Source organism: Priestia sp. Y58 (genome assembly GCF_029522095.1).
Taxonomy (GTDB): domain Bacteria; phylum Bacillota; class Bacilli; order Bacillales; family Bacillaceae_H; genus Priestia; species Priestia megaterium_E.
On the sequence record NZ_JAKWFL010000003.1, the window covers coordinates 97,763 to 120,740 of the forward strand.

General features: G+C 36.9%; 24 protein-coding genes and 1 pseudogene. 19 read left to right on the top strand and 6 right to left on the bottom strand.

Annotation, left to right across the window (positions count from 1 at the left end; translation table 11 throughout):
* The first annotated feature begins 217 nt into the window (after positions 1–217).
* The 7 genes and pseudogenes from MMB68_RS10500 (at position 218) to MMB68_RS10530 (ending at position 7,243) form a co-directional block, all read left to right on the top strand.
* Complete coding sequence (locus MMB68_RS10500) at positions 218–571, top strand: GIY-YIG nuclease family protein (RefSeq protein ID WP_277548836.1); 354 nt, start codon at positions 218–220, stop codon at positions 569–571.
* A gap of 150 nt (positions 572–721) precedes the next feature.
* Positions 722–886, top strand: coding sequence for a hypothetical protein (locus MMB68_RS10505; RefSeq protein ID WP_277548838.1), 165 nt, complete (start codon positions 722–724; stop codon positions 884–886).
* A 327-nt stretch (positions 887–1,213) separates the two neighbouring features.
* Positions 1,214–2,539, top strand: coding sequence for a hypothetical protein (locus MMB68_RS10510; protein WP_277548840.1), 1,326 nt, complete (start codon positions 1,214–1,216; stop codon positions 2,537–2,539).
* 339 nt (positions 2,540–2,878) lie between these two features.
* A pseudogene (locus tag MMB68_RS10515) lies at positions 2,879–4,696 on the top strand (type IA DNA topoisomerase); the annotation flags it as partial.
* Positions 4,697–5,004: 308 nt separating this feature from the next.
* Positions 5,005–5,472, top strand: coding sequence for a DUF6985 domain-containing protein (locus MMB68_RS10520; RefSeq protein ID WP_221782706.1), 468 nt, complete (start codon positions 5,005–5,007; stop codon positions 5,470–5,472).
* 30 nt (positions 5,473–5,502) lie between these two features.
* Positions 5,503–6,654 carry a suppressor of fused domain protein gene (locus MMB68_RS10525; protein ID WP_221782708.1) on the top strand — a complete coding sequence of 384 codons (1,152 nt, stop codon included), beginning with the start codon at positions 5,503–5,505 and terminating at the stop codon, positions 6,652–6,654.
* 190 nt (positions 6,655–6,844) lie between these two features.
* Complete coding sequence (locus MMB68_RS10530) at positions 6,845–7,243, top strand: PaaI family thioesterase (protein ID WP_221782710.1); 399 nt, start codon at positions 6,845–6,847, stop codon at positions 7,241–7,243.
* 4 nt (positions 7,244–7,247) lie between these two features.
* Here MMB68_RS10530 and MMB68_RS10535 read toward each other — a convergent pair whose 3' ends face one another.
* Complete coding sequence (locus MMB68_RS10535; RefSeq protein ID WP_221782712.1) at positions 7,248–7,877, bottom strand: NUDIX hydrolase; 630 nt, start codon at positions 7,875–7,877, stop codon at positions 7,248–7,250.
* A gap of 137 nt (positions 7,878–8,014) precedes the next feature.
* Here MMB68_RS10535 and MMB68_RS10540 point away from each other — a divergent pair, with 137 nt between their 5' ends.
* Entirely contained in the window at positions 8,015–8,698 is a 684-nt protein-coding gene (locus MMB68_RS10540; protein WP_260507801.1) for a DUF421 domain-containing protein, read from the top strand.
* 42 nt (positions 8,699–8,740) lie between these two features.
* Here the strand turns inward: MMB68_RS10540 and MMB68_RS10545 are convergent, their stop codons facing one another.
* Both MMB68_RS10545 and MMB68_RS10550 read right to left on the bottom strand, forming a co-directional pair.
* Positions 8,741–8,884, bottom strand: coding sequence for a hypothetical protein (locus tag MMB68_RS10545; RefSeq protein ID WP_277548842.1), 144 nt, complete (start codon positions 8,882–8,884; stop codon positions 8,741–8,743).
* Between the two features lie 53 nt (positions 8,885–8,937).
* The gene (locus tag MMB68_RS10550) at positions 8,938–10,455 is read right to left on the bottom strand and encodes an alpha/beta hydrolase (RefSeq protein WP_221812858.1); all 1,518 of its coding nucleotides are present in this window, start codon (positions 10,453–10,455) and stop codon (positions 8,938–8,940) included.
* A 255-nt stretch (positions 10,456–10,710) separates the two neighbouring features.
* Between MMB68_RS10550 and MMB68_RS10555 the strand changes: the two genes are divergently transcribed.
* The 4 genes from MMB68_RS10555 (at position 10,711) to MMB68_RS10570 (ending at position 15,933) form a co-directional block, all read left to right on the top strand.
* Entirely contained in the window at positions 10,711–11,622 is a 912-nt protein-coding gene (locus tag MMB68_RS10555) for an AEC family transporter (protein WP_025752008.1), read from the top strand.
* 125 nt (positions 11,623–11,747) lie between these two features.
* Positions 11,748–13,247, top strand: a complete 1,500-nt coding sequence (zwf, locus tag MMB68_RS10560; protein ID WP_264409093.1) for a glucose-6-phosphate dehydrogenase — start codon at positions 11,748–11,750, stop codon at positions 13,245–13,247.
* A gap of 148 nt (positions 13,248–13,395) precedes the next feature.
* On the top strand, positions 13,396–14,451 hold the full coding sequence (locus tag MMB68_RS10565) for a tartrate dehydrogenase (protein ID WP_264409094.1): 1,056 nt from the start codon (positions 13,396–13,398) through the stop codon (positions 14,449–14,451).
* Positions 14,452–14,724: 273 nt separating this feature from the next.
* Positions 14,725–15,933, top strand: a complete 1,209-nt coding sequence (locus MMB68_RS10570) for an MFS transporter (protein WP_264409095.1) — start codon at positions 14,725–14,727, stop codon at positions 15,931–15,933.
* 118 nt (positions 15,934–16,051) lie between these two features.
* Here MMB68_RS10570 and MMB68_RS10575 read toward each other — a convergent pair whose 3' ends face one another.
* Complete coding sequence (locus MMB68_RS10575) at positions 16,052–16,375, bottom strand: winged helix-turn-helix transcriptional regulator (RefSeq protein WP_014460492.1); 324 nt, start codon at positions 16,373–16,375, stop codon at positions 16,052–16,054.
* Positions 16,376–16,731: 356 nt separating this feature from the next.
* Here MMB68_RS10575 and MMB68_RS10580 point away from each other — a divergent pair, with 356 nt between their 5' ends.
* The 3 genes from MMB68_RS10580 (at position 16,732) to MMB68_RS10590 (ending at position 19,872) form a co-directional block, all read left to right on the top strand.
* Positions 16,732–17,481, top strand: a complete 750-nt coding sequence (locus MMB68_RS10580) for a GTP cyclohydrolase II (protein ID WP_028408822.1) — start codon at positions 16,732–16,734, stop codon at positions 17,479–17,481.
* A complete protein-coding gene (gene ribD / locus MMB68_RS10585) occupies positions 17,478–18,569 on the top strand; it encodes a bifunctional diaminohydroxyphosphoribosylaminopyrimidine deaminase/5-amino-6-(5-phosphoribosylamino)uracil reductase RibD (protein WP_277548843.1) in 1,092 nt (363 codons plus the stop codon). The genes MMB68_RS10580 and ribD overlap by 4 nt, the downstream gene beginning before the upstream one ends.
* Positions 18,570–18,996: 427 nt before the next feature.
* Positions 18,997–19,872, top strand: a complete 876-nt coding sequence (locus MMB68_RS10590) for a helix-turn-helix domain-containing protein (protein ID WP_014460489.1) — start codon at positions 18,997–18,999, stop codon at positions 19,870–19,872.
* A gap of 305 nt (positions 19,873–20,177) precedes the next feature.
* Here the strand turns inward: MMB68_RS10590 and MMB68_RS10595 are convergent, their stop codons facing one another.
* Together MMB68_RS10595 and MMB68_RS10600 are read right to left on the bottom strand one after the other, a co-directional pair.
* A complete protein-coding gene (locus MMB68_RS10595) occupies positions 20,178–20,324 on the bottom strand; it encodes a hypothetical protein (protein WP_013056671.1) in 147 nt (48 codons plus the stop codon).
* A 12-nt stretch (positions 20,325–20,336) separates the two neighbouring features.
* Positions 20,337–20,561, bottom strand: coding sequence for a DUF3892 domain-containing protein (locus tag MMB68_RS10600; protein ID WP_221782725.1), 225 nt, complete (start codon positions 20,559–20,561; stop codon positions 20,337–20,339).
* Between the two features lie 104 nt (positions 20,562–20,665).
* Here MMB68_RS10600 and MMB68_RS10605 point away from each other — a divergent pair, with 104 nt between their 5' ends.
* The 4 genes from MMB68_RS10605 (at position 20,666) to MMB68_RS10620 (ending at position 22,965) form a co-directional block, all read left to right on the top strand.
* Positions 20,666–21,346 (top strand): class I SAM-dependent methyltransferase, encoded by a 681-nt coding sequence (locus tag MMB68_RS10605; RefSeq protein WP_221782727.1) that lies wholly within the window; start codon positions 20,666–20,668, stop codon positions 21,344–21,346.
* 65 nt (positions 21,347–21,411) lie between these two features.
* Positions 21,412–21,540, top strand: coding sequence for a YuzL family protein (locus MMB68_RS10610; RefSeq protein WP_013056674.1), 129 nt, complete (start codon positions 21,412–21,414; stop codon positions 21,538–21,540).
* 366 nt (positions 21,541–21,906) lie between these two features.
* Complete coding sequence (locus MMB68_RS10615) at positions 21,907–22,185, top strand: CD3324 family protein (protein WP_308123221.1); 279 nt, start codon at positions 21,907–21,909, stop codon at positions 22,183–22,185.
* 135 nt (positions 22,186–22,320) lie between these two features.
* On the top strand, positions 22,321–22,965 hold the full coding sequence (locus MMB68_RS10620; RefSeq protein ID WP_221782729.1) for a FusB/FusC family EF-G-binding protein: 645 nt from the start codon (positions 22,321–22,323) through the stop codon (positions 22,963–22,965).
* Positions 22,966–22,978: the final 13 nt, after the last annotated feature.

Genomic DNA, 22,978 nt, shown 5'->3' on the forward strand with positions numbered 1-22,978 from the left:
TAAAAAGATGAATTTTTATAAATTAACTGTAATGGAGAAAAGACAGTTAACTGTAGACAGTTAACGAACTTTATTTTGAGAGAGAAGGTTACATTAAGGGCAGGGGATGAAGGTCAGTGCGAAGAGGATTGAACTGAGAGCACATAAGGTGGAAAAGTTGTTTCCCTAATTTTTAATAAAGTAACATTGCCTTATAAGTTAAAAGGAGTGATGTTTTATGAATAAAAAAGTTGACCTTTTAAAATATAAAAAGAATGCAGAGCTTCCAAATGTAGCAGGTATTTATATTTTAGAAAATGAGCAGAACAACAAAGTATATATTGGATGTAGTAGAGACTTAAGAGCACGGATTGCTACTCATCGTAGTTTGTTGTTAAGTGAAAAGCATCATAGTAAAGAGCTTCAAGCAGCTTTTAATAGAAATAAGTTAAGTGTCAAAGTACTGGCTGTGCTTCCCCACGCCAATGAAGCTTTGTTAAAAGAAGCTGAGTTACTTCTCATACAAGCTTCACCACATATCTTTCCAAAAGGCTTGATCAATAAAAGACTGCTTAAGTATGCTATCAGTTAAAGTTATTAAAGAGAAAATTATAAAGCAGTAAACCAATAAACCATCAAAGAGGTGATTAGAATCTATAGAATTATGTTTATTTTTCGTCTAGGCTCCAGCTCTAACATTTCTTGTGTAGGGATGGATTATAAAAATAAGGAGCTATTTATTGTGATGCTATATAGTCCAAACGATAAAGTACAATTAGACTATAATACTGCTCACTATCCTACAGGATTAATTAAATATTTGAAGACAGAAAAAGATAGAATTGATGCGGGTTTTTACAGTATTCGAACTTGGGAAATGAAACTTTATGACAAAAAATATAAATAATACTCTTTTTAAATACTCAGCAAGCATTTGTTTCCTTAATTATTTGTATAGATAAAAGAGAGCACCACTAAAATAATACAAGTGGTGCTCTTAACATTTACCTTTAAAAGTATATAAGCAAAACGTACTGAAAAGAGCTAGCCCCTAAGATTAACTGCATATAAAAGTCTATGGTAGAAAACGATTATTGATAGGATGCAGTTTTTTAAATACATTTTGTTTAAAGAGCTGAGGAATATACATCTTAACTTAATATTAAAGTCCGGGAAAAATGGTAATATATAGTTGAGGAACAAAAGAAACGATATAGAGGAAGTGGAGATTGGTATGGGACAAGATTTAACTCAACTAGCTGAAGGCATTTACCATCAAAAAACAAAAGATTATTTTCAAGAAGTTCTCAGCTCGTATAAGAATGAAAATTACAGATCTGCTGTAGTGATGCTGTATACCGTAGTTATTTGTGATTTAATCTTTAAGTTAAATGATTTAAGAGATATCCATAACGATGAAAAAGCTAGAAAAATTTTAGAAGATTTAGAAACAGATAAAGAGGAAAATCCGGTTTCGCCTGTTTGGGAAAATAATCTCATTGAAAAAGCGTTTAAGGAAGCCAAACTATTAGAAAATGATGTATATACTCATATCACTACATTAAAAAAATATCGTAATCTCTCTGGACACCCTGTCTTAAATTCATTGGAGATTTTGTTTAGACCTAATAAGGAAATGGTGGAGTCACTAATGATCAACATTTTAGAAGGGTTATTAAACAAACATCCACTATTTACAAAAAATGTCTTTATTCCCTTTTTAGTAGAAATCGAACGAATTAAAAATGATTTCTCCACAGAAAGTAGATTAGAAATTTATTTAGAATCTAAATTCTTTGTTCATTTTAATAAGGAGCTAGTAGAGTATATCTTTAAACATCTATGGAAGTGTGTTTTTAAAAGCAATGGAAAGAAGGAAGCTGAAAACAGAAATATTAACTATAAAGTGCTATTAATTATCTATAAGAGATATAAGGAAATTCTTTTTGAATATGTAAAAAAAGAACAGTCTCATTTTAGCGATTTTCTAGACGAAGATAGTAGTATCTTAGATAAGTTTGTGGATTTTTTATCTAAATACCCTAATGTCTACTTTCTTTTAAAGGAACATTCAAAACAACTATTAAATAATCGAATTCAAAGTAAAACATCATTGAAGATTAAAAGCTATTTTTTATCAGATTCCCTGGAAAGCCACTTAACAAAATTGAGCAATGAATTCCATACAACAGCAGGTAACTACTATAACCAGCCATATGCCCTTAATTATATATTAAATAACACGGATATCGATTTCCTATTTAAAGTTTGTAAAGAGTATAGTATGCTACCTAAATTTTATGACTTAATGATCAAACATTATTATCACAGTCATTCTTATGATGTAGCAGATATTCTTTTTAGTTGTTGTATACGTCCTTATTATACAGAATTCAGCAGAGAACAAATGGAGTTATTGCTTACAGAAGCCAATCATAATCCGCAATGTTACAATGGTCGAGATGCAAAAGACACCCATAGTATATTGTTTCATTCTGCTAAAGAATTTTTTGGTGAGGATGTAAGGAAAAAATATAGTTATTTATTTTATAGCATTTAATATAATTTCTACAACAGATTTTGTTTCTATATTATATAAAAGCTTTAAATAGTAAAAATTAAAAGGTCTATTTAAGAAAATGAAAATTTAGTGTTGAAACAACTCTATTAGCCTATTTTACGAAAAAATTAGCTAATTTATATATCTGTTATTTTTTGAAATTGAATTGAAGGTGTATGGGGGTGTGTAAAAATATACTCATATCTTCAAACTAAATTATTAAAAAGGAATTTTATTACAAGAGTTAGTGTGTAAATTGTGAAAATGAGTAAAAATGATCTAAACTATTGATATTACAGTTTATTTTGTGTTTACACACATATACAAGTCAGTATATGAGAGGGAGAATTAATCGTCCGTAATATCATCCAGCTCTCAGGTGTGCATAAGCCGATGAAACGGTTGTGGATTTCTTCTTTAACACCAAAAGCCATTTATGATGGATTTCAACAGTTAAAAGACGAAAGCGACACGCGCAACCTTTATTATGAAGCATATACAAGAGCATGTGCGGATTGGGTCGTTGGGATGAATGCTTCACGTGTGTATAGCATCTTGTTAAAAAAGCATGGCATGTCAGATGTTTTTTCAGCAGGACGCGTGCAGACACCAACGCTTGCTTTGATTGTAAAGCGTGAAAAAGAAATTGATAATTTTAAATCAGAGCCTTTTTGGGAAGTGCTTGCTAAGTTTGATATTGAAGGAAAGAAATATGAAGGCAAATGGCATCAAGACGGAGAATCACGTCTTAAAGAAAAAGAAATGGCGTATAAAATTGCTCAGTTTTGCGAAGGAAAAGACGCGGAAGTTCATGAACTCGTAACGGAGCGAAAAGAGTTTCAGCCGCCTTTGTTATTTAACCTATCATCACTTCAAGCAACCGCGAATAAAGCGTTTAAGTTTTCTCCTAAAAAGACGCTTGATGTGCTGCAAGGGCTGTACCAGAAAGGAATTGTTTCTTATCCGAGATCAGACTCAAACTACGTAACAGAAGGTGAAGCAGAAACGTTTCCTGAGATTTTAGAAAAGCTGAGTGCTTTTTCTGAATACGAACATTTATTTCCGCTTCCTTACTCTTCAATTCTAGGAAATAAACGCTATGTAAATGCAAAAAAAGTAAGCGATCACTATGCGATTATTCCAACAGAACAAGTGAAGGACCCTAGCAAACTGTCAGGAGATGAACAGAAAATTTACGACTTAGTCGTAAGACGGCTAATTGCGGCACACTACGAAAAAGCGATTTTCGACTACACAACGATTACGACACTCGTGGAAAAGCGAGCAGCTTTTATTTCAAAAGGAAAGCAGCAAATTCAAGAAGGCTGGCGCAAAGTAATTTTTCAAAATGAGAAAGATGACGACGTTATTCTTCCTAATGTTCAAGAAGGCGAAGAAGGAAAAGTTATTAAAGTAGACGTAAAAGAAGGTAAAACACAGCCTCCAAAACGCTACACCGAAGGTCAGTTGATTACACTGATGAAGACAGCTGGTAAGCATTTAGATAATGATGAGCTGGAGAAAATTTTAGCAAAATCAGAAGGTTTAGGAACGGAAGCTACGCGTGCTGGAATCATTACAATGCTTAAAGACCGTAAATATATTGATGTGAAAAAAAACCAAGTATTTGCGACTGATAAAGGAAAGGTATTGATTGACGCGATTGGCGATAAAATTTTAGCTTCTCCAGAAATGACGGCTAAGTGGGAGCAGCGTTTAGCTGAAATTGGTGAAGGGACAGCATCAGCCGGTGCCTTCATGGAACAAACAAAAAAGCTGTCAGCTAAAATTATCGAAGATGCTGTCGAAGCAGAAAGTAAGTGGAACTTCAGCGGATACGACACTGAATCCATTCAGCGAAAAGGCAAGGGCAAAGGTAAAAGCTTTTCTTCCAAATCGTTTGGTTCGTGTAAGCTTTGCGATGGAAAAGTAGTGGATAAAGGCTCATTTTACGGATGCTCAAACTATGCAAAAACAAAATGCACGTTTACCGTATCGAAAAAGATTTTAGGTAAAACAGTCACTCAAGCTAATTTAAAAAAGCTGTTGAGCGAAGGACAGACAGATTTGATTGAAGGGTTTAAAAAAGGAGACAAGACCTTTAACGCCAAGTTAGAATGGAAAGAAAACAAAGTACAGTTTTTGTTTGAAAAATAGAGGCTAGGACAAAAGTCGGTCAATAAAAAAAGGTTCTATTCATCGAAGTCGGATGAGTAGAACCTTTTTTCGTATTTTAGGCTAGTTATGTTCTCATCTCTTTCTTATAACTGCGCAGAATTCCATTTAACTATCAAGTAAATCTTAAGCAGTTTATTAGCGAGATCGAAGTTTGGTATGATAAAGACGCTAAATATTCTCAAAGAAAAAATGCAGTAACTAAGACAGCGGGTAAGTAGAGTTGCTGAAGCTTCACCTGCCTTTAGACAAATGAGGTTTACTAATAAACAAAAAGAGGAGATTTTAAAATGATGATAAACGATCCAATTTTTGGTGAACTTGAGTATGAATATGGTTGGATAAAGGATACGACTATTCGTTTTTTGGGAAAAGAAGTTCAGATAACTTTGATGATTGATGGGGAAGAAGAGGGCATGTTTGATGAAAATCAGTATACCGCATATCAATCATTCATAAAAAATTGGGATAACTTACAGCCAAGTCTCTTGCAATCAATAATAGACTATTATAATCAAAAGCAACATGAACTAGGCAATGATAGTGGATTAAATGAACATTACCCCTTAATTAAAACAGCGGATCAAGTACTAGACATGATAACTTTAGATGGGATTGTTGTTCCATATGCGGATATTTTTGAAGGGCGAGATATTACAATGACATTTAATTGTACATGGGATATGGAAAATGGCTTAGGGATTAGGCTATTAAATGAAAAAGTAGTGAAAGTAGGCTATCAGGATATTGCAATTTAAATAGAACTACTCGCTAGGAGGTAATGAGGAATGGATAGTAATTTAGTTGCAAAAGAAATTCGTTCGTCTATAAAAAAAGGCGATATTGAAAAGGTAGCCGAATTAATCGGATTTAATCCTGAACGATTAAATATGATGACTCCTTTCGGAACCTGGCTTCATGTTGCAGCTTCTAGAGGAGAGTTAGATATTGTTAAGAAACTAATCGAACTCGGTGCAAATGTTAATGTACTTGGAGGAGTGTATGGTGGTGGAGCGTTGAACGAAGCTGCTTCTGCAGGTCATATTGATATAGTCAGGTATCTATTATCTTGTGGAGCAGATATGGATGTAAGTGATCCAGAAAGAAATCCATTGTTTGGTGCAATTAGTAATGGTCATGCTACTATTGCAGAACTATTAATTGAAAGTGGTATAGATACGAATATTAAATATAGTGGTGAATCTATGAGAGAGGTAGACGCATTGACTTTTGCAAAGGAACAAGGCCAAAAAGAAATTGTTAAATTGTTAGAAAGTCAGGGAAGGCTCTCTACGGGTGTAACTACAACGAACCATACTGATCAGGACCGTCATGTTGAGATTTTAAATCATATTACGAAACACTTCGGTCCTATTGAAAATACTATAAGTGAAACTGTTCCAGGTAGTAGAGTATCAGTTACTATTCACATAATTCCTCCGTCAACGAATAAAGATTTCGTCACGCTTGTAACTACCGGTATGAGTGATGAACCTATGGATTATTCAGATGAAGAAAGAACATTTAAGTATGCAGAGTTGCTACTAAAATTACCTTCAAGTTGGATAGTCGAAAAAGATAATATGCAAGACCAAAATCATTCTTGGCCCTTTGGATGGTTAAGGAAAGTGGCTCATATTCCACACCTTTATGATGGATGGCTTGAGGAAGGAGTTATTCTTCCAAATGGAGAACCTCCTCAGCCATTTGCATCAAATACAAAGTTATCATGCGTAATGATCTGTCGTCCTCAAGAGTCCGGACTGGCTAACGTCCATACTAGAGATAAAGACATAAATATGTATACACTTGTTCCTATCTATGAAGAAGAAAGAAAGCTTGCATTGGAAAAAGGGTATGAGTATCTGCTTGAAAGAATGAATGAGAAAGGAATCACCGATGTTTTGGATATAAATCGGATAAATGTTGGTATGCAATAAGACTTGTTAATCCGGGTAGCTTTTTACAATCACCCGTATGGAAAGAAAACAAAGTACAGTTTTTATTTGAAAAGTAGAGAAATAAAAAGCGTTTGCTAAAGAGCAAGCGCTTTTTGCATGTGAAGAAACAGGATTTCTCTAGCTTTTCTAGAATTTCTTACATAGTTTATTTATGCAAAGGATGAGATTAATGAAACGAACTAGTAAAGGGATGATTCCGTTTTGGGATTATATTGGCATTGAAGAAACGCTGCTTGAAAAAGGATATGCGGAGTTAAAAATCACGATTCAACCCCAGCTTCTGCAAGGAAGAGGAACGGTTCATGGAGGCGTTATTGCAACGCTTATCGACGCGGCGGTTGGTTCAGCTGTGCGGTCTTCTCTTTCTGAGGAGGAAAGCGCCAGTACAGTTGAGTTAAAAGTAAACTACACAAGACCAGGAATAGGCGATTATTTAGTTGCAAAGTCTACACTGTCTCACCGCGGCAAAACGCTTGCAGTTGGAGAAGTGAAAATTGAAGACAGCAGCGGCAAGCTTGTTGCGCTTGGCAGTGCAACATATATGATTTTTTCAGCAGAAAAAGCTTAGGATTCTAAGCTTTTTTTGCTGAATGGAGCTGCTGACTAATGAATGCAATGATCGTTTCATAGTAAGCTTCGGGATGAGGAGCAAATTCACTTTTGTGTGCTATACGGTGAATAGGCTCTTTTTTATTTGTTATCCCTTCAACGATCAGTTCTGTTTGATTTCCAAGCCACAGTTCGCAAAAGTGAGAAAAAGGCGCTTTTACAAGTCCTGATACTTCTTCTTGCTGCAACGTAAACGCACTAAAAGAGTGAGAGCTGTAGTATAAAAATACGTGTGCGAATTCTTTGTCAATATAGTGCGGCTGAGCTACTTCGTATTTAAAGACATCTAAAGGAAGCAATTCATCAAATGAAATGTTGACGCCGAGCTCTTCTTGAATTTCTCTTACTCCATTTTGAACGGTTTCTGTATGAAGCAAATGTCCGGCAGCTGTGATGTCAAGCGCACCGGGATAATCTTGTTTTTGTTCGCTGCGAATTTGAAAATAAATATAGTCTGTATCATTTTCACGGCTGATAAACCAGCAGTGAAACGCTTGGTGCCAATAGCCTTTTTCATGAACTTCTTTGCGAGACGCTGTTCCTATGCGCTGCTGTTGGTCGTTAAATACGGTTAACACTTCATCATTCATCATAAAACCCCCATTTGTTTCCTCCTTCTACTCTAACCTGCCGTGAAAGGTATGTAAATAATGGAAGGTGAAAAGCTGCTTCGATACATATAAATATGCACAAAATAAAAGATACATCAATTTTAGTAAAGAAGGTGCTTATGGTGAATCATTGGATGGAAGTAGTACTTCGTTCAGTGCTGATTTTACTTGGTTTGTTTTTTATTACAAAGCTGTTGGGAAAAAAACAGTTATCCAAACTTTCTTTTTTTGAATATATCGTTGGTATTACAATTGGAGATATTGCGGGAACAATTTCAATGGATGTAGATTTACAGGCAAGTCACGGGGTAGTCGCGATTTTAGTGTGGGCATCGTTTCTTATTTTTGTATCAAACGTATCGTTAAAAAGCATAAGCTTTCGAAAAGCGGTGGAAGGGACGACAACGATCCTCATTAAAGAAGGAAAAATTCTTGAGGAAAATGTAAAAAAAGAAAAATATACAGTAGATGAGCTCATGGAGCAGCTTCGCAAAAAAGACATCTTTTATGTGGAAGACGTAGCTTTTGCTATGCTTGAAACCAACGGCGAATTAAGCGTGCTGTTAAAAAAAGAAAAGCAAAACGTTAGGAGAGAAGATTTATTAATAAAAGGAGAGGCGACACAATTACCTCAAACGATTATCATGGACGGAAATATAATGAAAGAAGCCGTTCATGAGCTAGGGTATAGCGTAGCATGGGTTAAAGAGCAACTCCAAAAGAAAGGTGCTGCAGTCGATAAGGTATTTTTAGGTCAAGCAGACTCAGCAGGTCATTTGTATCTTGAATATTATGAAGACTGAGTATGGGACAAAAGCATTTTCCCCTAAGTGAAAAACGAACCACTAATCAACATGTTTGATTAGTGGTTCGTTTTTTGTGATTGTGAATATAGTTTTATCTGTTTCGTTCCTTCTAGCAGTTGATTTCCGTGCAAAGCGAAGCCTTGCACGGAAATCAATTGCGGTGTAATAAGCAGTCCAGTTCATTTATGTCTCATTTATTCGTCTTTAGGTTGGATTCATTTAGTTATGTCTCAACCTCAGCGAGGATCTACTTCTTGCCCAGATTTTATGTCGATTACTTTAAGGTTATTTTGAGGTGCTTGAATATCTTTACTTGCAGGCGCTGATTTTTTATTTTCCACCCAGTCTACTAACAAATCAAAAGATTGATGGGCATATGGAAGCAGAGGCTGAAGCTCTTGATTTGGATCCGTTTGTTTATTCCATACTAAGCTGTCAACGTGATTTCCGTTTTTAACGGTATAAAGACGATGAAGATTTGCCTTGCCAGCTTTTTTAACGAGTTTTTCATAGCCTTCCGCGTGAATAGACGGAAAGATAAGTGAGTCAAGAGAGCCGGTCATACTAATAAGAGGTACATCGATATCACCCGTATTTTCTACTTTTGCTACATTTTCTTTTACGCTTTTTGGACGGGTTTGATAGCGATAATTTTCAAAGATGTAGTCCCATGAACGGTCGCGTAGGCCTGATGAAGTAAAGTTTAAATAGTTGTGCCAGTTTGTTCTTCCAGGAGCAGTTGGATCAAAGTGATCACGGTAAATGTTTAATGTGACCGCCCAGTACACTTGATCATGATAATTCCACAATTTTTCTGATCCTTTCGGAAGACCTGCTTTGTACATTTGTTTCATGGCTTTTTTCTGTTCTTTTCCCGTTCCGTACAGCGCTTCTTCTGCGTTGTTGACAACAGGTGTTAGTGAGCTAATTAAATTTGGCGCTTTTGAACTCCATAATACGCCTTCCCAATCGACGCCTCCATCAAATAAACGAGGCTCTTTTGTTTGCTTTGGATCATCGTGCTCAAGTGCGTATCTGACAACGTACCCACCGTTTGAAATGCCAATTGCATACGTTGGTACTTTATGATCGTTGCGAATCAAATCGCTTGCAGGGTTTTTTCGATTAGACGGACTGATTAGTTTGTCTGAGTAATGAGTAGTCAGATATTGCTGTGCTGCTTTTGTCATTTGACGATAGCGCATATTCCATTCTGCTACGCTGTCGTCATCGCTAGCAAGCGCATTTTTTACTTTAGCAAAAGGATCGTTAGGGTCACTTTCCCCTTGCGTTCCTTTATCAATCGCGGCAAACGCATAGCCTTTTTTAAGAACGTAATCGCTGAACAATAAATCGGTGGACGTTTCGTTGCGCGTAGCAGGAATGCCGGCTACCACAAGTTTTCCGTTCCAGTTATCAGGAACACGGATGACGAACTGAGCGTCTTCAAAAATTCCATTTACTTGCGTTCCTTTAACCGCAGCGGGCTGATTGATTCGATACCAGCCTGATTCACTTTCAGCTTTTCCCCAGTTATAAGGAGTAAGCCCGATGTTTCCATAGAGCGTAGCCAGCTGATATTGAGCCGGGTTTTTAGTCGTCAGCCAATTCCCGTTCGCTCCGTCAAAATAGGTTTCTGCTGACTGATCAGCATTTGGAATGGCATCTGTTTTGTTAGCAGCTTCAGCAAGAGATCCTGAAGCGGAAAAACAAAGAGCAGCAGAAAAAGTAAGCGCTATCATTTTTCGTTTCACGTTTCTTCCTCCTCATGAAAATACTCATACCTTTTAAGTAAATTCCATAAAAAAGAAAAATGTCCTGTTTTAAAATCAGTTTTGGGGAAGTTTTTTCGTTTGTTTTTAAGCTGTTTCTGTCTAACAAACAGGTAAACTGCATCCAATTCTCTAGTTTCTTTTTAAGCTACTTATATTATAATGAAAAAAGGATTAAAAAAGACAGGGTAAAACAATCGATTAAATAAGTATAAAAGAGGTTAAGGGAGTAGGTCTATGAGTAGCTTTAACAGTCAGTTTTTGTATTCTGTTACAATCATTCTATTAGGATACATACTAAAACGAACAAACCTTCTTCAGCAAAAAGACGGGGAAGCTTTAGCAAGAATTATTTTTAATATTACAATGCCTTGCTTGATTATTGTTACATTCAGCAGCATTAAAATTGACGGATCGCTTATTTTACTATTAGTTATTGGAATTGTCTATGGCTTGCTGTTAGCTGCTGTCGGAATTTTTGTTTTTCGAAAAGATGAGCGAAAAGTGAAAGGCATGCTGACCATGATGATTCCAGGTTTTAATATTGGAATGTTTGCTTATCCATTAGTAGAAGGCATCTGGGGAAAAGAAGGGCTTAAATATTTTGGTATGTTTGATGTCGGAAATGCTTTTGTTATTTTTGTTTTATGCTATGTAATTGGCAGCTACTACTCTGGGGATGATATTGACATTGAATTTAAAAAGATTTTATATAAAGTATTAAAATCAATGCCGCTTCTTACCTATGTAATCATTTGTCTTCTGGCGATTATAGGCATTCATTTACCATCATATGTATTAGACGTTTCAGGCATTATCTCGAAAGCGAATATGCCGCTTTCTCTTTTGCTTTTAGGCGTATATTTAAATTTTTCATTCCAAAAAAGCTATTTGAAAAAAATTATCATGTTCTTAAGCATCCGCTACGTGATTGGACTTGGCGTAGGAATTGCGCTGTTTTTCTTGCTTCCATTTGAAGATATGTTCCGGTATACAATCTTAGTTTGCTTCATTCTACCAGTAGCGGGGTCCGTTTTACCTTACGCAGTAGAATTCAAATACGATCAAAAATTTGTCGGCACCGTGTCCAATATGACGATTCTGCTGAGCTTTTTGCTGCTGTGGGGAATGACAAACATTTTAATGTAAATAACAGAGGACGCTCGCATTTGTGAGCGTCCTTTTTGATGAAAAAAGGATATTCCCAAATAAACAGAGGTAAGCTAGGAGAAGAGAAAATCCATCATACATGCAATCTGACGGGAGGAAAAAACGTGGAGTCCTTAACTTTTGTTTTATTTGGCGCAACGGGTGATTTAGCAAAAAGAAAAATCTTTCCCGCTCTTTATAATTTATTTACAGACAAAAAGCTCCCTGATGCTATTTCTATTATTGGATCAGGGTACGAGCAGCTATCTCATGAGGATTTTAAAGAGCGTGTAAAGCAATCTATAAACGATTTTTCGAGACGGAAAATGGAAAGTAACGAGGAAGATTTTTTGTCGCTGTTTCATTATCAAGCAGTAGACGCAAGCAAAACGGAAGATTACAAACAGCTATTAAAGGTTGTGAATGAGCAAGAAACAACTCATGGAAGTAAAGGAAATCGTTTGTTTTATTTGTCCGTAGCACCAGAATACTTCGATGTAATTGCTCTGCATATAAAAAAAAGCGGCTTGGATCAAACTGGAGGCTGGAAGCGTCTAATGATTGAAAAGCCGTTTGGACATGATCTTGCTTCAGCAAGGGAGCTTAATGAAAAGCTAAGCAGTACGTTTAAAGAAGAAGAAATTTATCGAATTGATCATTATTTAGGTAAACCAATGGTGCAAAATTTAGAAGCGCTTGAATTTACGAACCCCGTACTGCAATCATTGTGGAATAACAAACACATTGCAAATGTCCAAATTACGGCAAGTGAAACAGTCGGTGTTGAAAATCGTGCAGGGTATTATGATCATACGGGGGCCATACGCGACATGATTCAAAATCATATGCTGCAGGTTCTCATGATGACAGCTATGCATCTTCCAAAACGAATTTGCTCAGAAAACATTTTAGAAGAAAAGCAAAAAGTAATGGAGTCACTGAGGAAAATTCAAGCGGAAGAAGTAGCTCGCGATGTTGTACGAGGGCAATACGGAAGCGGAGAAATCGATCACAAATCTGTTAGAGGATACAAAGAAGAGCCTGGCGTAGAAGCAGACTCTAAAAATGACACGTTTGTAGCCGCTCGCTTATGGATTGATAATCCATTTTGGAAAGGTGTTCCTTTTTATATTCGAACGGGCAAACGAATGAAAGAAAAATCAACTCGTATCGTCGTAGAATTTAAAGATTCTTTAAAAGGTCTGTATGAAACTCCTTATGACAAAGTAGCACCAAACTTATTTATTATTGAAATTAGTCCAAGCGAAAACGTCGCTTTGCAGCTTAACAGCAAAAATCCATTAAAAAATGGTGTTATTGAGCCGGTTCGTATTACGTTCTCAAGAGAAGAAGAAAGTGTGCCAGAAGCATATGAACGAATTATTTACGACGCATTAATCGGCGACTCCACATTTTTTGCCCATTGGAAAGAAGTAGAGCTATCTTGGCAATGGGTGCAGCATGTATTAGATGCATTTGAAGCTGACATGCTGCCGCTTTATGAATATCCATCCGGCTCACAAGGTCCTGAAGAAGCACAAAAATTAGTTGCACAAGAAGGCTTTAAATGGTGGCTCGATGACGATGAACATGGGGAAGCACCTGGAGTGTTTTTGCCGATTTAATAAAGACATCTCTTTTAGAGGTGTCTTTTTCATACTTTGTATATTCTGAATTTTCTTGAGGCTCTTATGTTCCCTGCGTATAATCAAAAGAGTAGATGCATGAAGTATTGTGTAAAGATTAATATAAAAAGACGCAGGGGGATTTTTGATGAAAACGTTAAAAATAGCGAACATACCAGGAGATGGAGTAGGAAAAGAAGTTGTGCCGGAGGCGGTTAGAGTCCTTCGTACGATTGCAGATCTTCACGGGGGATTAAAATTTGAATTTACAGAATTTCCTTGGAGCTGTGATTATTACTTGAAGTACGGCCATATGATGCCGGAAGATGGGCTAAAGCAGCTTCAAGACTTTGACGCAATTTTTTTAGGAGCCGTAGGAAATTTAAATCTTGTGCCAGATCACGTGTCGCTATGGGGTCTGCTCATTAAGATTCGTCGAGAATTTCAGCAGGTAATTAATATTCGTCCAGCCAAGAGGTTAAAAGGCATTGCATCTCCACTAATGAACCCAAAAGATTTTGATTTAATTGTTGTTCGTGAAAATAGTGAAGGAGAATACAGTGAAGTAGGAGGCCGGATTTATCAAGGAGAAGATCAAATTTCTATTCAAAATGCGGTTTTTTCTCGAAAAGGAACAGAACGAGTGATGCGCTACGCATTCGAATTAGCTTCTAAAAGAAAAGCAAAAGTTACAAGCGCAACGAAGTCAAATGGAATTGTTCATTCCATGCCGTTTTGGGACGAAGTGTTTCAAGATGTTGCAAAGAGTTATCCTCATATTGAAACAGACTCACAGCACATCGATGCGCTGGCCGCTTTTTTCGTTACAAAACCAAGTCGTTTTGATGTAATTGTGGCAAGTAATTTATTTGGAGATATTTTAACAGATATCGGAGCTGCTATTATGGGGAGTATTGGCGTTGCTCCTGCTGCAAATATTAATGTGAATGGAAAACATCCTTCGATGTTTGAACCGGTACACGGGTCTGCTCCTGATATTGTCGGAAAAGGAATTGCAAACCCAATCGGACAGATTTGGACAGCCAAAATGATGTTGGATCATTTTGGTGAACAAGAATTAGGCAGTCATTTGTTAGAGGTTATTGAACAAGTGACGGAATCTGGCATCATTACACCAGATGTTGGAGGCAGCGCAACTACTAGTGAAGTAACGGATCAAATTATTTCTCATTTAAAAAAGTGACGCTTCTAAAAGAGGCTGAGATAAAAGTAATGTAGTTGAAGGAAAATCCGAACGATTAATCGTTCGGATTTTTTCATTGTGGTGGTGAATGTAGGTTTCATTTATCGATTTGTTTCTATAGAAAAATGGAATCGATAAATACATGTTGACACTTACATATATGAACCCTATAATAGTTTGAGTTGATATAATTCGTATACATATTATTTCCTGACTATGCTTTAGTTTGTTTTAATAAATAGGTACGAATGAAAAGGTAAAAGGAGGAAAATCATGCAGAAATCGAAATTATGGACAAAAGATTTTTTAGCGGTCTCATTGACTAGCTTTTTTGTTTTTGTCATTTTTTATATGTTAACTGTCACATTGCCGCTGTTTGCAACGGATGAACTTCATGCAAGTAAGCAAAGCTTAGGGCTAATTGTGACAATCTTTTTAGTGTCCGGCATTGTGTTCAGACCGCTAGCCGGTAAGTGGATGACAACATTAGGACAAAAGAAAGTCCTATTAATAGGTGTCTTTATCTTTTTAATTGGTTCTATTTTATATATGAATATTCACTCATTATCTGCGCTGATGCTGCTGCGTGTGCTTCATGGTATTGGTTTTGGAATGAGCACAACTGCTACAGGAGCAATTGTTGCAAATGTAATCCCAGAACAGAGAAAAGGCGAAGGGATGGGGTACTATGCGACGTTTATGAACTTAGCAATGGTAGTAGGTCCGTTTGTAGGCTTAACGTTAACAAATACTTTGGGTCATACAGCGGTCTTTACCGTTGCGGTTGTATCTTCTGTTTTAGCAGTATTATGCAGTCTAGTACTTCGTATACCTGAGGTGCAAGCTTCTTCTGCAACAAATGAAATACAGCCAGCTAAAGGTCTTGCGGCATTTTTTGAATACCGTTCGCTGCCTATTTCTGTTGCTGGCCTTGTGGTAGCTTTTTCATATGCAAGTGTTATTTCGTTTGTGTCTATTTATGCAAAAGAAATGGGCTTTACGCAAGCTTCAAGCTTTTTCTTCGTTGTATACGCGGTGTGCTTATTAGCTTCTAGACCTTTTACCGGAAAATGGTTTGATCAATACGGAGAAAACAGCGTGGTATATCCGTCCATTTTATCTTTAGCTATTGGTATCTTTTTGCTTAGCCAAGCGACAACAAGCTGGGTGTTTTTATTAGCTGGAGCATTGATTGGGTTAGGCTTTGGAACGATTACATCAAGTTTTCAATCCATTGCTGTAAAAAAAGCTTCTCCTCATCGCCGAGGTGTCGCCACGGCTACGTTTTTTGTGTTTTTTGACTCTGGAATGGGATTAGGGTCCTTTTTATTAGGTATTTTATCTACAGCAGCCGGATATAAAGGAATGTATGTATTCTGTTCTATTGTTGCTCTTTTAGCTATAGCAGTATATCTTGTATTGCACGGCCGAAAAAGCCAGAAACAGCGCATTATTTCTCAAAATGAATCATTAGGAAAATAACATAAATAAAAAAAGGCGTGCTCAAGGGGAGCATGCCTTTTTTATTTATGGAGCTCTAAAGAAAACGGCTGTGAGCATATCGATATAGAAGCCCTCCTGATTTCTTTAGAGATTTCTTTTATTCCACTTCTTCTTTTGTAATCCACTCACTGGACCATGTCTGAATTTCCTGAATTACCGGCGCCAGTGCTAATCCTTTGTCGGATAACGAATACTCAATTCGAACAGGAGTTTCCGGAATAACCGTACGAATGACGATTCCTTCATGCTCTAATTCTTTTAAGCGCTCGGATAAGAGCCTTCCGCTTACTGGAAGTGCTTCTTGCATTTGAGAAAACCGTTGTGAGCCGGAAAGCAGCTGAAAAATGATCAAACTCGTCCAACGTTTCGTTAGTATAGTAACAGCCTTTTCAAAACGCGGGCAGAGTGCTAAACCGTCCATGTTATTACCTCCATTCTCTTCCTATATTATAAAACAAAGTCGGCATTTTATCTAGTGTTATGTAATTTAATTACTTAAAGAATATAAATTACTTTACGTTTTTATATTTTAATTATATAATTTATATAATTAAAGAAGTTAATTACTAAAAGTAACTAATAGAGCATAAAAGCTTTACAAGATAAATGTATCGTCATATAATACTTTAAGCAAGTAAAGTTACTTACTTTTAGTAAGCTGATACATCAATTAAAAAAGATAAATGTAGTGAAGTGCTAGAAAAAATATTTGTTCATGTGAGAGATTGAGCACAATGTGAAAATAGTAGATAAGTGAAAGACACATAAGAGGAGGAAATGACTGTGATTAACGAAAAAGTTGTTTCAATTTTAAAAGATAAAATTAACGTAGTAAAAAATGATGATCATTTTATTTATATAGTAGGACCTATCACGCTTCCTGTGAATCTAGATGGCGAGACACAAGTATTTAGTTGGTATTCATGGCTGCGTTCTGATAATGTAAAAGAAGGATCTTTAAGTACGGAAGAGCTTATTGAAAAAATGCAAGGAGCTAATTTAGCTGACATGCAGCAATCGAGTGTTCTTGTGTACGGAGATTTTCAAGAATCGCATGAGGCACTCATTCGTATGCACAGTATCTGCCATACCGGAGATATATTCGGAAGCAAACGCTGCGACTGCGGTTTTCAATTAAAACAATCGATGAAAATGATCGTCGAAAATGGAAGCGGAGCGCTATTTTATTTAGCAAATCATGAAGGACGCGGCATTGGCCTATTCAGCAAAGCAATGGCATACGTTCTTCAAGAAAACGGATTTGATACGGTAGAGGCGAATGAAGGGTTAGGATTTGAAGATGATACTCGCAGCTATAGTGATGCCATCAGCGTGTTAAAAGTGCTGCGTCAAAAACCGGTTACGCTGATTACCAATAATCCGAAAAAGCTAATCGCGCTTGAGAAAAACGGCGCACTTTTATCAGGGCGCGTTCCACTTTGGGGAGATGTATCTCAGTTTAATGAAAAGTATTTAGATACTAAAGTTAAACGTTCAGGACACTTAAAAGAGGAGGTTCTTCTTTGATCAATCACGAATTTTATATGAACATAGCTTTACAAAATGCAAAAGCAACAAAAGGACAAACAGAGCCAAATCCGCTTGTAGGATCGGTCATTGTAAACGATAATCGAATCGTTGGAATTGGTACGCATTTAAAAGCTGGCGAACCGCACGCTGAAATTCACGCGCTGCGAATGGCTGGTGAACAAGCAAAAGGAGCGACTGCTTACGTAACGCTAGAGCCTTGTTCACACCACGGACGTACAGGTCCTTGTGCTGAAGCGCTAGTTGAAGCCGGTGTAAAAAAAGTGGTCATAGCAACTTTAGACCCCAATCCTTTAGTAGCAGGTAATGGAGTTAAAATTTTAGAAAACGCAGGCATTGAGGTCATAACAGGTGTATGTGAAGAAGAGTCACGTCAAATGAATGAGGTCTTCAATAAGTATATTGTAACGAAGAAGCCGTTTGTTTCATTAAAGTCAGCGATTACGTTAGACGGTAAAATAGCAACTGCTTCTTCTCACAGCAAGTGGATTACGTCTGAGGAAGCTCGTTTGGATGTACATCAGCTGCGTCATGAAACAGCGGGTATCTTAGTAGGGGTGAACACGGTCATTAAGGACAACCCCGAGCTGACAACTCGCATTGAAGGCGGCCGAAGTCCAATTCGCATTGTGATGGATTCGAAGCTGCGCATGCCGCTTGATTCGAAGCTAGCAACTGCTTCTTTAGCTCCAACGTGGGTATTTACAAGTCAGAACTATTCAAAAGAAAAAAAAGAACAGCTCGAAAAGCAAGGCGTCGAAGTATTTGTCACAAGCGGTGAGGACAAAGTAAATCTTGAAGATATGCTTTCTATACTAGGTGAGAAATTCGTGTCGTCTCTTTTAATTGAAGGAGGGGGCGAAGTGAATGCCGCATTCCTAGAAAATCGTTTAATTGATAAACTGGTGCTGTACATGGCACCAAAGCTTTCAGGAGGAAAAGAGGCTCCTACTTTCCTAGAAGGAAAAGGCGTAGAGAAAATGTGGGATGCAGTGGACGTCGAGCGTCTTTCTGTGACCTCCATTGGCAAAGACTTTAAATTTGTTGGATATCCTGTTTATAAATAAAAAATGTGAATGAGACTGTAACAAAAATATGCTAGTTGAAGGAAGATCCGAACGATTTATCGTTCGGATCTTTTGCTGTTATGGTGAACATAGGTTTCACGGATGCAGGTGCTTTTGCGATTGATTGGAGGACAAGGCGAAGCCTTGCACGGAAATCGACAGCGATGTAGCAAGTGATCTATATTAGCTTATTCATCCTATTTGTTCGTCTGTAGATTGGATTGATGGAGCTATGTCGCAATCTCATTTTTTAGAGAAGAGAAATAATACACTATTTTACTCTTATAGATTAATTTGCTATTATAGGGAATGGTCAATTTCGAAACATTGTATAAATTTTTAACGTGTTTACAGTTGACTATCTAAATAAAAGCACTATATGTTTATAGAGAGAATATATTATGTGAAAGTAAGGGTGAGAAAAGAGATGAGAGAGTATAGAATTGGGAGTGTTATGAGAGACCTTCGCAAAATGGCAGGGTTGACACAACAAGAATTATCAAGAGACATTTGTACACAAGCGCAAATCAGCAAAATTGAAAACGGTGAAGAATATCCATCAAGCATTACCCTCTATAAAATTTCTAAGCGCCTTGGCGTAGATGTTAACTACTTTTTTGATAGTGTAGAATCACCTCGACTTGATTACGTAGATGCGGTTCAATCGTTAATTCGTCAATATATTCGTCAGAGAGATTATGATGCTATTCATAATATCATTGTAAAAGAAAAAGAAAGTCCCCTGTTTCAAAACCCGCTGAACAAGCAATTTTTAATGTGGCACGAAGGTATTTGCGTGTATTACATTCATCACAACAAAGAAGATGCGCTGTCTAAAATGTACCAAGCGATCGAGCTTACTAAACAATCGGCAACATTTTATAAGGAAAGAGAAATTGAAATTTTAAATAGCATTGGGATTATTCTTTATGAAGAGAAAGAGTATGAACAGGCTCTAGATACATATCAAACAGCACTCAAAAGCTTAAATGAGCTGCCCCAAACAAAAGATGAAAATATAAAAATTAGAATTTTAAATGCACTTGCCAAAACGCTTGGAGATATGAGTAACTATGATGAATCACTAATATATAGCAATCGAGGAATCGATTTGTGCATTAGTAATGAATCAATGTATTTATTTGGAGAACTTCATTACCAAGCAGGAGAGAGCTTAATCAAGTTAGGTAAAATTGAACAAGGTAAAGAATATATGGAAAAGTCTATGACCATTTTCACCCTGCAACGAAATGAGCGATTCGTCAAGCTAGTAGAAAAAGAACTTGAAGCTCTATTTGTTTAAAATATTCCTATCATTATAATTTTTGAGAAATTTCTATTAAAATGGAGGAAATCCATGGTTTTAAGGCGATAAATGCTGATAGAAAGGAATTCATCTACTTTTATCCTGTGATACACTAGAGTCAAATCAAAGAAAGAGGAGGAAATAATTATGAAAAAAGTATTAGTCGGTATGGCATTAGCGTTTACATTAGTAGCAGGTGTTGCTTCAGTTGGAACAAGCGTAGCAACAGGAGATTTTTCAACATTAGGTCTTCCTAGCCAACATTAATAAGAAAAAGCCGTGCTAAGAAGCACGGCTTTTTCTTATTGTGTTTTACTTGACTGATCCTTGTTGCGTTTGTTTCCTTTTGAATTATCCCCGCTTGAAATTTCTTCACCCATTTCTACAAGGTGGTGCTGCGTTTTTGGATTACTTTGATTAGCGCTTCCTTTGTTATTCTTTTTAGTCATCTTCATTCTCCTTTAAAACGATGGCAATGCATCGAGGTTATTTGTTTTGTCATGATCAGGAATGCTGCGAATATACGTACCGCCGTCTTTCCCTACAAAGGTACTCACATGCTCAACGTCCCCGGCTTCTACTTTCTTTAACGCTTCTTCATAGGTTAAAACGTCTCCTGAAGCCGTTTGGAATTCTAAGAGGTCCCCGTTTGCATTTTTACGTACTGCAACGAAACGTTCTTTCATACAAATAAACACCTTCCTTTACATCTATATGGTTGCTGAAATAGTCGTTTTTATTCATTATAAAAAGTGATAAGGTAAAGAAAAGAGTGCAAAGGGGATAAAAAATGACAACATTTAATTGGCATGTTCAAGCTCAAGACGAGTGGAACCAAAAAGTATCATTTTGGAATAGCCGAAGTGAAGAAATGTGGAAAAACGGAAGCCGCAAAACAGTGATTCCATTTATTCAAAAACATCTTAAATCAGGTGGTATGGTGGCAGACGTGGGCTGCGGTGATGGGTTTGGAACGTCTCTTCTAGCTGCTTCTGGATATAAAGCAATCGGTCTTGATTTATCGGAAGAAATGATTCAAAAAGCATCCCAGCTGCATAAAAGTGAAAATTTGTCGTTCGCTCAAGCTGATATTATGAAGCTTCCGCTGTCTTCTGAATCAGTAGAAGGGGTTATGGTAATCAACGCCCTAGAATGGACGGAGCACCCGCGATTAGCTTTGAAGGAATTGCACCGAATTGTAAAGCCAGAAGGATATGCATGTGTAGGTATTCTTGGGCCAACTGCTCAGCCTCGTACCAATAGCTTTCGACGATTATACGGTGAAGACGTTATTTGCAATACGATGATGCCCTGGGAGTTTGAACAGCTTGCAAAAGAAAATGGATGGGAAGTAATCGATGGCGAAGGTGTATATAAGCGAAATGTTACTGATAAGCTGATTGGACACCTCCCAAATGAATTAAAGCAAGCCTTAACGTTTCTATGGCTATTTATGCTCAAGAAACAATAAAAACAGCACACCTCTCCTTATATGTAGCTGTACAAAGGGTACACTACAAACTGGAGGTGAGTGACATGAGTAAAATTAAAAAAGACCGCTCAAAATCAGAGCTAGGTTCACCAAATGTAGAAGGACAAGGGACGACCACTTCTGAACAAGGTGTTCAAAGCAGTTCAGCTAACAAAAAGCAGAAGCGTTCATAACAAAAATAAAACGAACTTGCAGGGAGAACAACGAGCTCCCTGCAAGTTCGTTTTATTTATGGTGTCATCTTTATAAGTAAGAAGGTGTTGTGTGCAAGATTATAGATAGCTTATAATAAAATCTGAGCCAATAATTGTAATTTTCTACAAGTTTGGTTTACATTCGATGTAAAGTGGAGGTGTAATAAATGGTAAATAAAAGATGTTTACCGGATACTGCAGCGTCTCATGCAAAGCCTGATATTAGAAAGGCGATACTTTGCATGGGGTGGACGATTTAGTAATAGACATCGCCTAACCGCGCATATCTCATTTCTAATATATACGGCTTTGCCCCTTATTGTATAAGTAAAAACACATAAGGAGCTGGCAGAAATGACGTATGTAAAAGCAACAAATATTTTACCTGAAGAGCTGATTAGTGAAATTCAAAAATATATTCAAGGAGAAACCATTTATATTCCAAAGCCGCAGAAGGCAAAAAGAAAATGGGGAACTTGCTCTGGTGGAAGAAAGTTGATTGACGAGCGAAACGAACGGATTAAGAATTTGTTTAAAAAAGGAACTTCAATTGAGGAACTAGCTCGTGAATACTTTTTATCAACCGAAACCATCAAAAAAATTGTATATAAAAAGCAACGGTAGAAATCAAGCGCTGGCAACTGAATGCCCGCGCTTTTTTAGGTATAGTTTATTTCTGATTTATTTTTTACATTTCGTAAAAGGAATCCGTACGGTAAAGTAAAAAGTAGCTGATTAAATGAAGAAGGAGTGAAGAACGTGGAAGCGTTTATAAGAAATGATCAATATAACTTTATCAAAAGCCAAACGCAAATCCTTATCAATGGGCATGGAACAGTAAACAATTCAGATGTGCTGCAGGCTTTAAAAGCTCTTGCAAAAGAAAAAGTATTAAATGTGTTTGATGTTCTTAGCGAGGAACAAGAAGAATTACTGCTGTCAGTTGCTGAAGTTAGAAATAAAGAACAAGCAGAGGTGTTTTTAGAAACGATAAAGCCTTACGTGATTCCATTTAAATCTTTTACAGAAGCTGGCGTGAAAAAGCTGTTTCCAAAAGTGAAAAAGTTAAAGATTCCTTCTGCTGATAACATTGATCTAACGAGCATTTCCTATGTCAGCTGGATCGATAAAGGCTCAAACAAAAAGTTTATCGTAGCGCAGGATCCGGATACCCAGAAGTTAAAAGGTATTCAAGGAACGTTTAAACCTATCAACCAGAAGGGAATATGCACACTTTGCCACAGCTACGAGGAAGTCGGTATGTTCACTGCTGAAATCAAAGGAACTGTTCAAGGGACATTTACACAACGAGGAAATTATATTTGTCAAGATAGCGAAGCATGTAATCAAAATTTGCTTACCTTAGAGCGGCTTCATGATTTTATGTTAAGGCTCAGCAAATAACATGCGGCTAATA

Excerpts from the sequence above, each read along its gene's own strand:
- MMB68_RS10525 (WP_221782708.1), top strand. The coding sequence starts at position 5,503 with ATGGATAGTAATTTAGTTGCAAAAGAAATTCGTTCGTCTATAAAAAAA.
- MMB68_RS10610 (WP_013056674.1), top strand. The coding sequence starts at position 21,412 with ATGAGTAAAATTAAAAAAGACCGCTCAAAATCAGAGCTAGGTTCACCA.
- MMB68_RS10590 (WP_014460489.1), top strand. The coding sequence starts at position 18,997 with ATGAGAGAGTATAGAATTGGGAGTGTTATGAGAGACCTTCGCAAAATG.
- MMB68_RS10530 (WP_221782710.1), top strand. The coding sequence starts at position 6,845 with ATGAAACGAACTAGTAAAGGGATGATTCCGTTTTGGGATTATATTGGC.
- MMB68_RS10600 (WP_221782725.1), bottom strand. The coding sequence starts at position 20,561 with ATGAAAGAACGTTTCGTTGCAGTACGTAAAAATGCAAACGGGGACCTC.
- MMB68_RS10555 (WP_025752008.1), top strand. The coding sequence starts at position 10,711 with ATGAGTAGCTTTAACAGTCAGTTTTTGTATTCTGTTACAATCATTCTA.
- MMB68_RS10520 (WP_221782706.1), top strand. The coding sequence starts at position 5,005 with ATGATGATAAACGATCCAATTTTTGGTGAACTTGAGTATGAATATGGT.
- MMB68_RS10580 (WP_028408822.1), top strand. The coding sequence starts at position 16,732 with ATGACTGTGATTAACGAAAAAGTTGTTTCAATTTTAAAAGATAAAATT.
- MMB68_RS10595 (WP_013056671.1), bottom strand. The coding sequence starts at position 20,324 with ATGACTAAAAAGAATAACAAAGGAAGCGCTAATCAAAGTAATCCAAAA.
- MMB68_RS10500 (WP_277548836.1), top strand. The coding sequence starts at position 218 with ATGAATAAAAAAGTTGACCTTTTAAAATATAAAAAGAATGCAGAGCTT.
- MMB68_RS10545 (WP_277548842.1), bottom strand. The coding sequence starts at position 8,884 with ATGAACTGGACTGCTTATTACACCGCAATTGATTTCCGTGCAAGGCTT.
- MMB68_RS10540 (WP_260507801.1), top strand. The coding sequence starts at position 8,015 with ATGGTGAATCATTGGATGGAAGTAGTACTTCGTTCAGTGCTGATTTTA.
- MMB68_RS10510 (WP_277548840.1), top strand. The coding sequence starts at position 1,214 with ATGGGACAAGATTTAACTCAACTAGCTGAAGGCATTTACCATCAAAAA.
- MMB68_RS10565 (WP_264409094.1), top strand. The coding sequence starts at position 13,396 with ATGAAAACGTTAAAAATAGCGAACATACCAGGAGATGGAGTAGGAAAA.
- MMB68_RS10605 (WP_221782727.1), top strand. The coding sequence starts at position 20,666 with ATGACAACATTTAATTGGCATGTTCAAGCTCAAGACGAGTGGAACCAA.
- MMB68_RS10570 (WP_264409095.1), top strand. The coding sequence starts at position 14,725 with ATGCAGAAATCGAAATTATGGACAAAAGATTTTTTAGCGGTCTCATTG.
- MMB68_RS10575 (WP_014460492.1), bottom strand. The coding sequence starts at position 16,375 with ATGGACGGTTTAGCACTCTGCCCGCGTTTTGAAAAGGCTGTTACTATA.
- MMB68_RS10535 (WP_221782712.1), bottom strand. The coding sequence starts at position 7,877 with ATGATGAATGATGAAGTGTTAACCGTATTTAACGACCAACAGCAGCGC.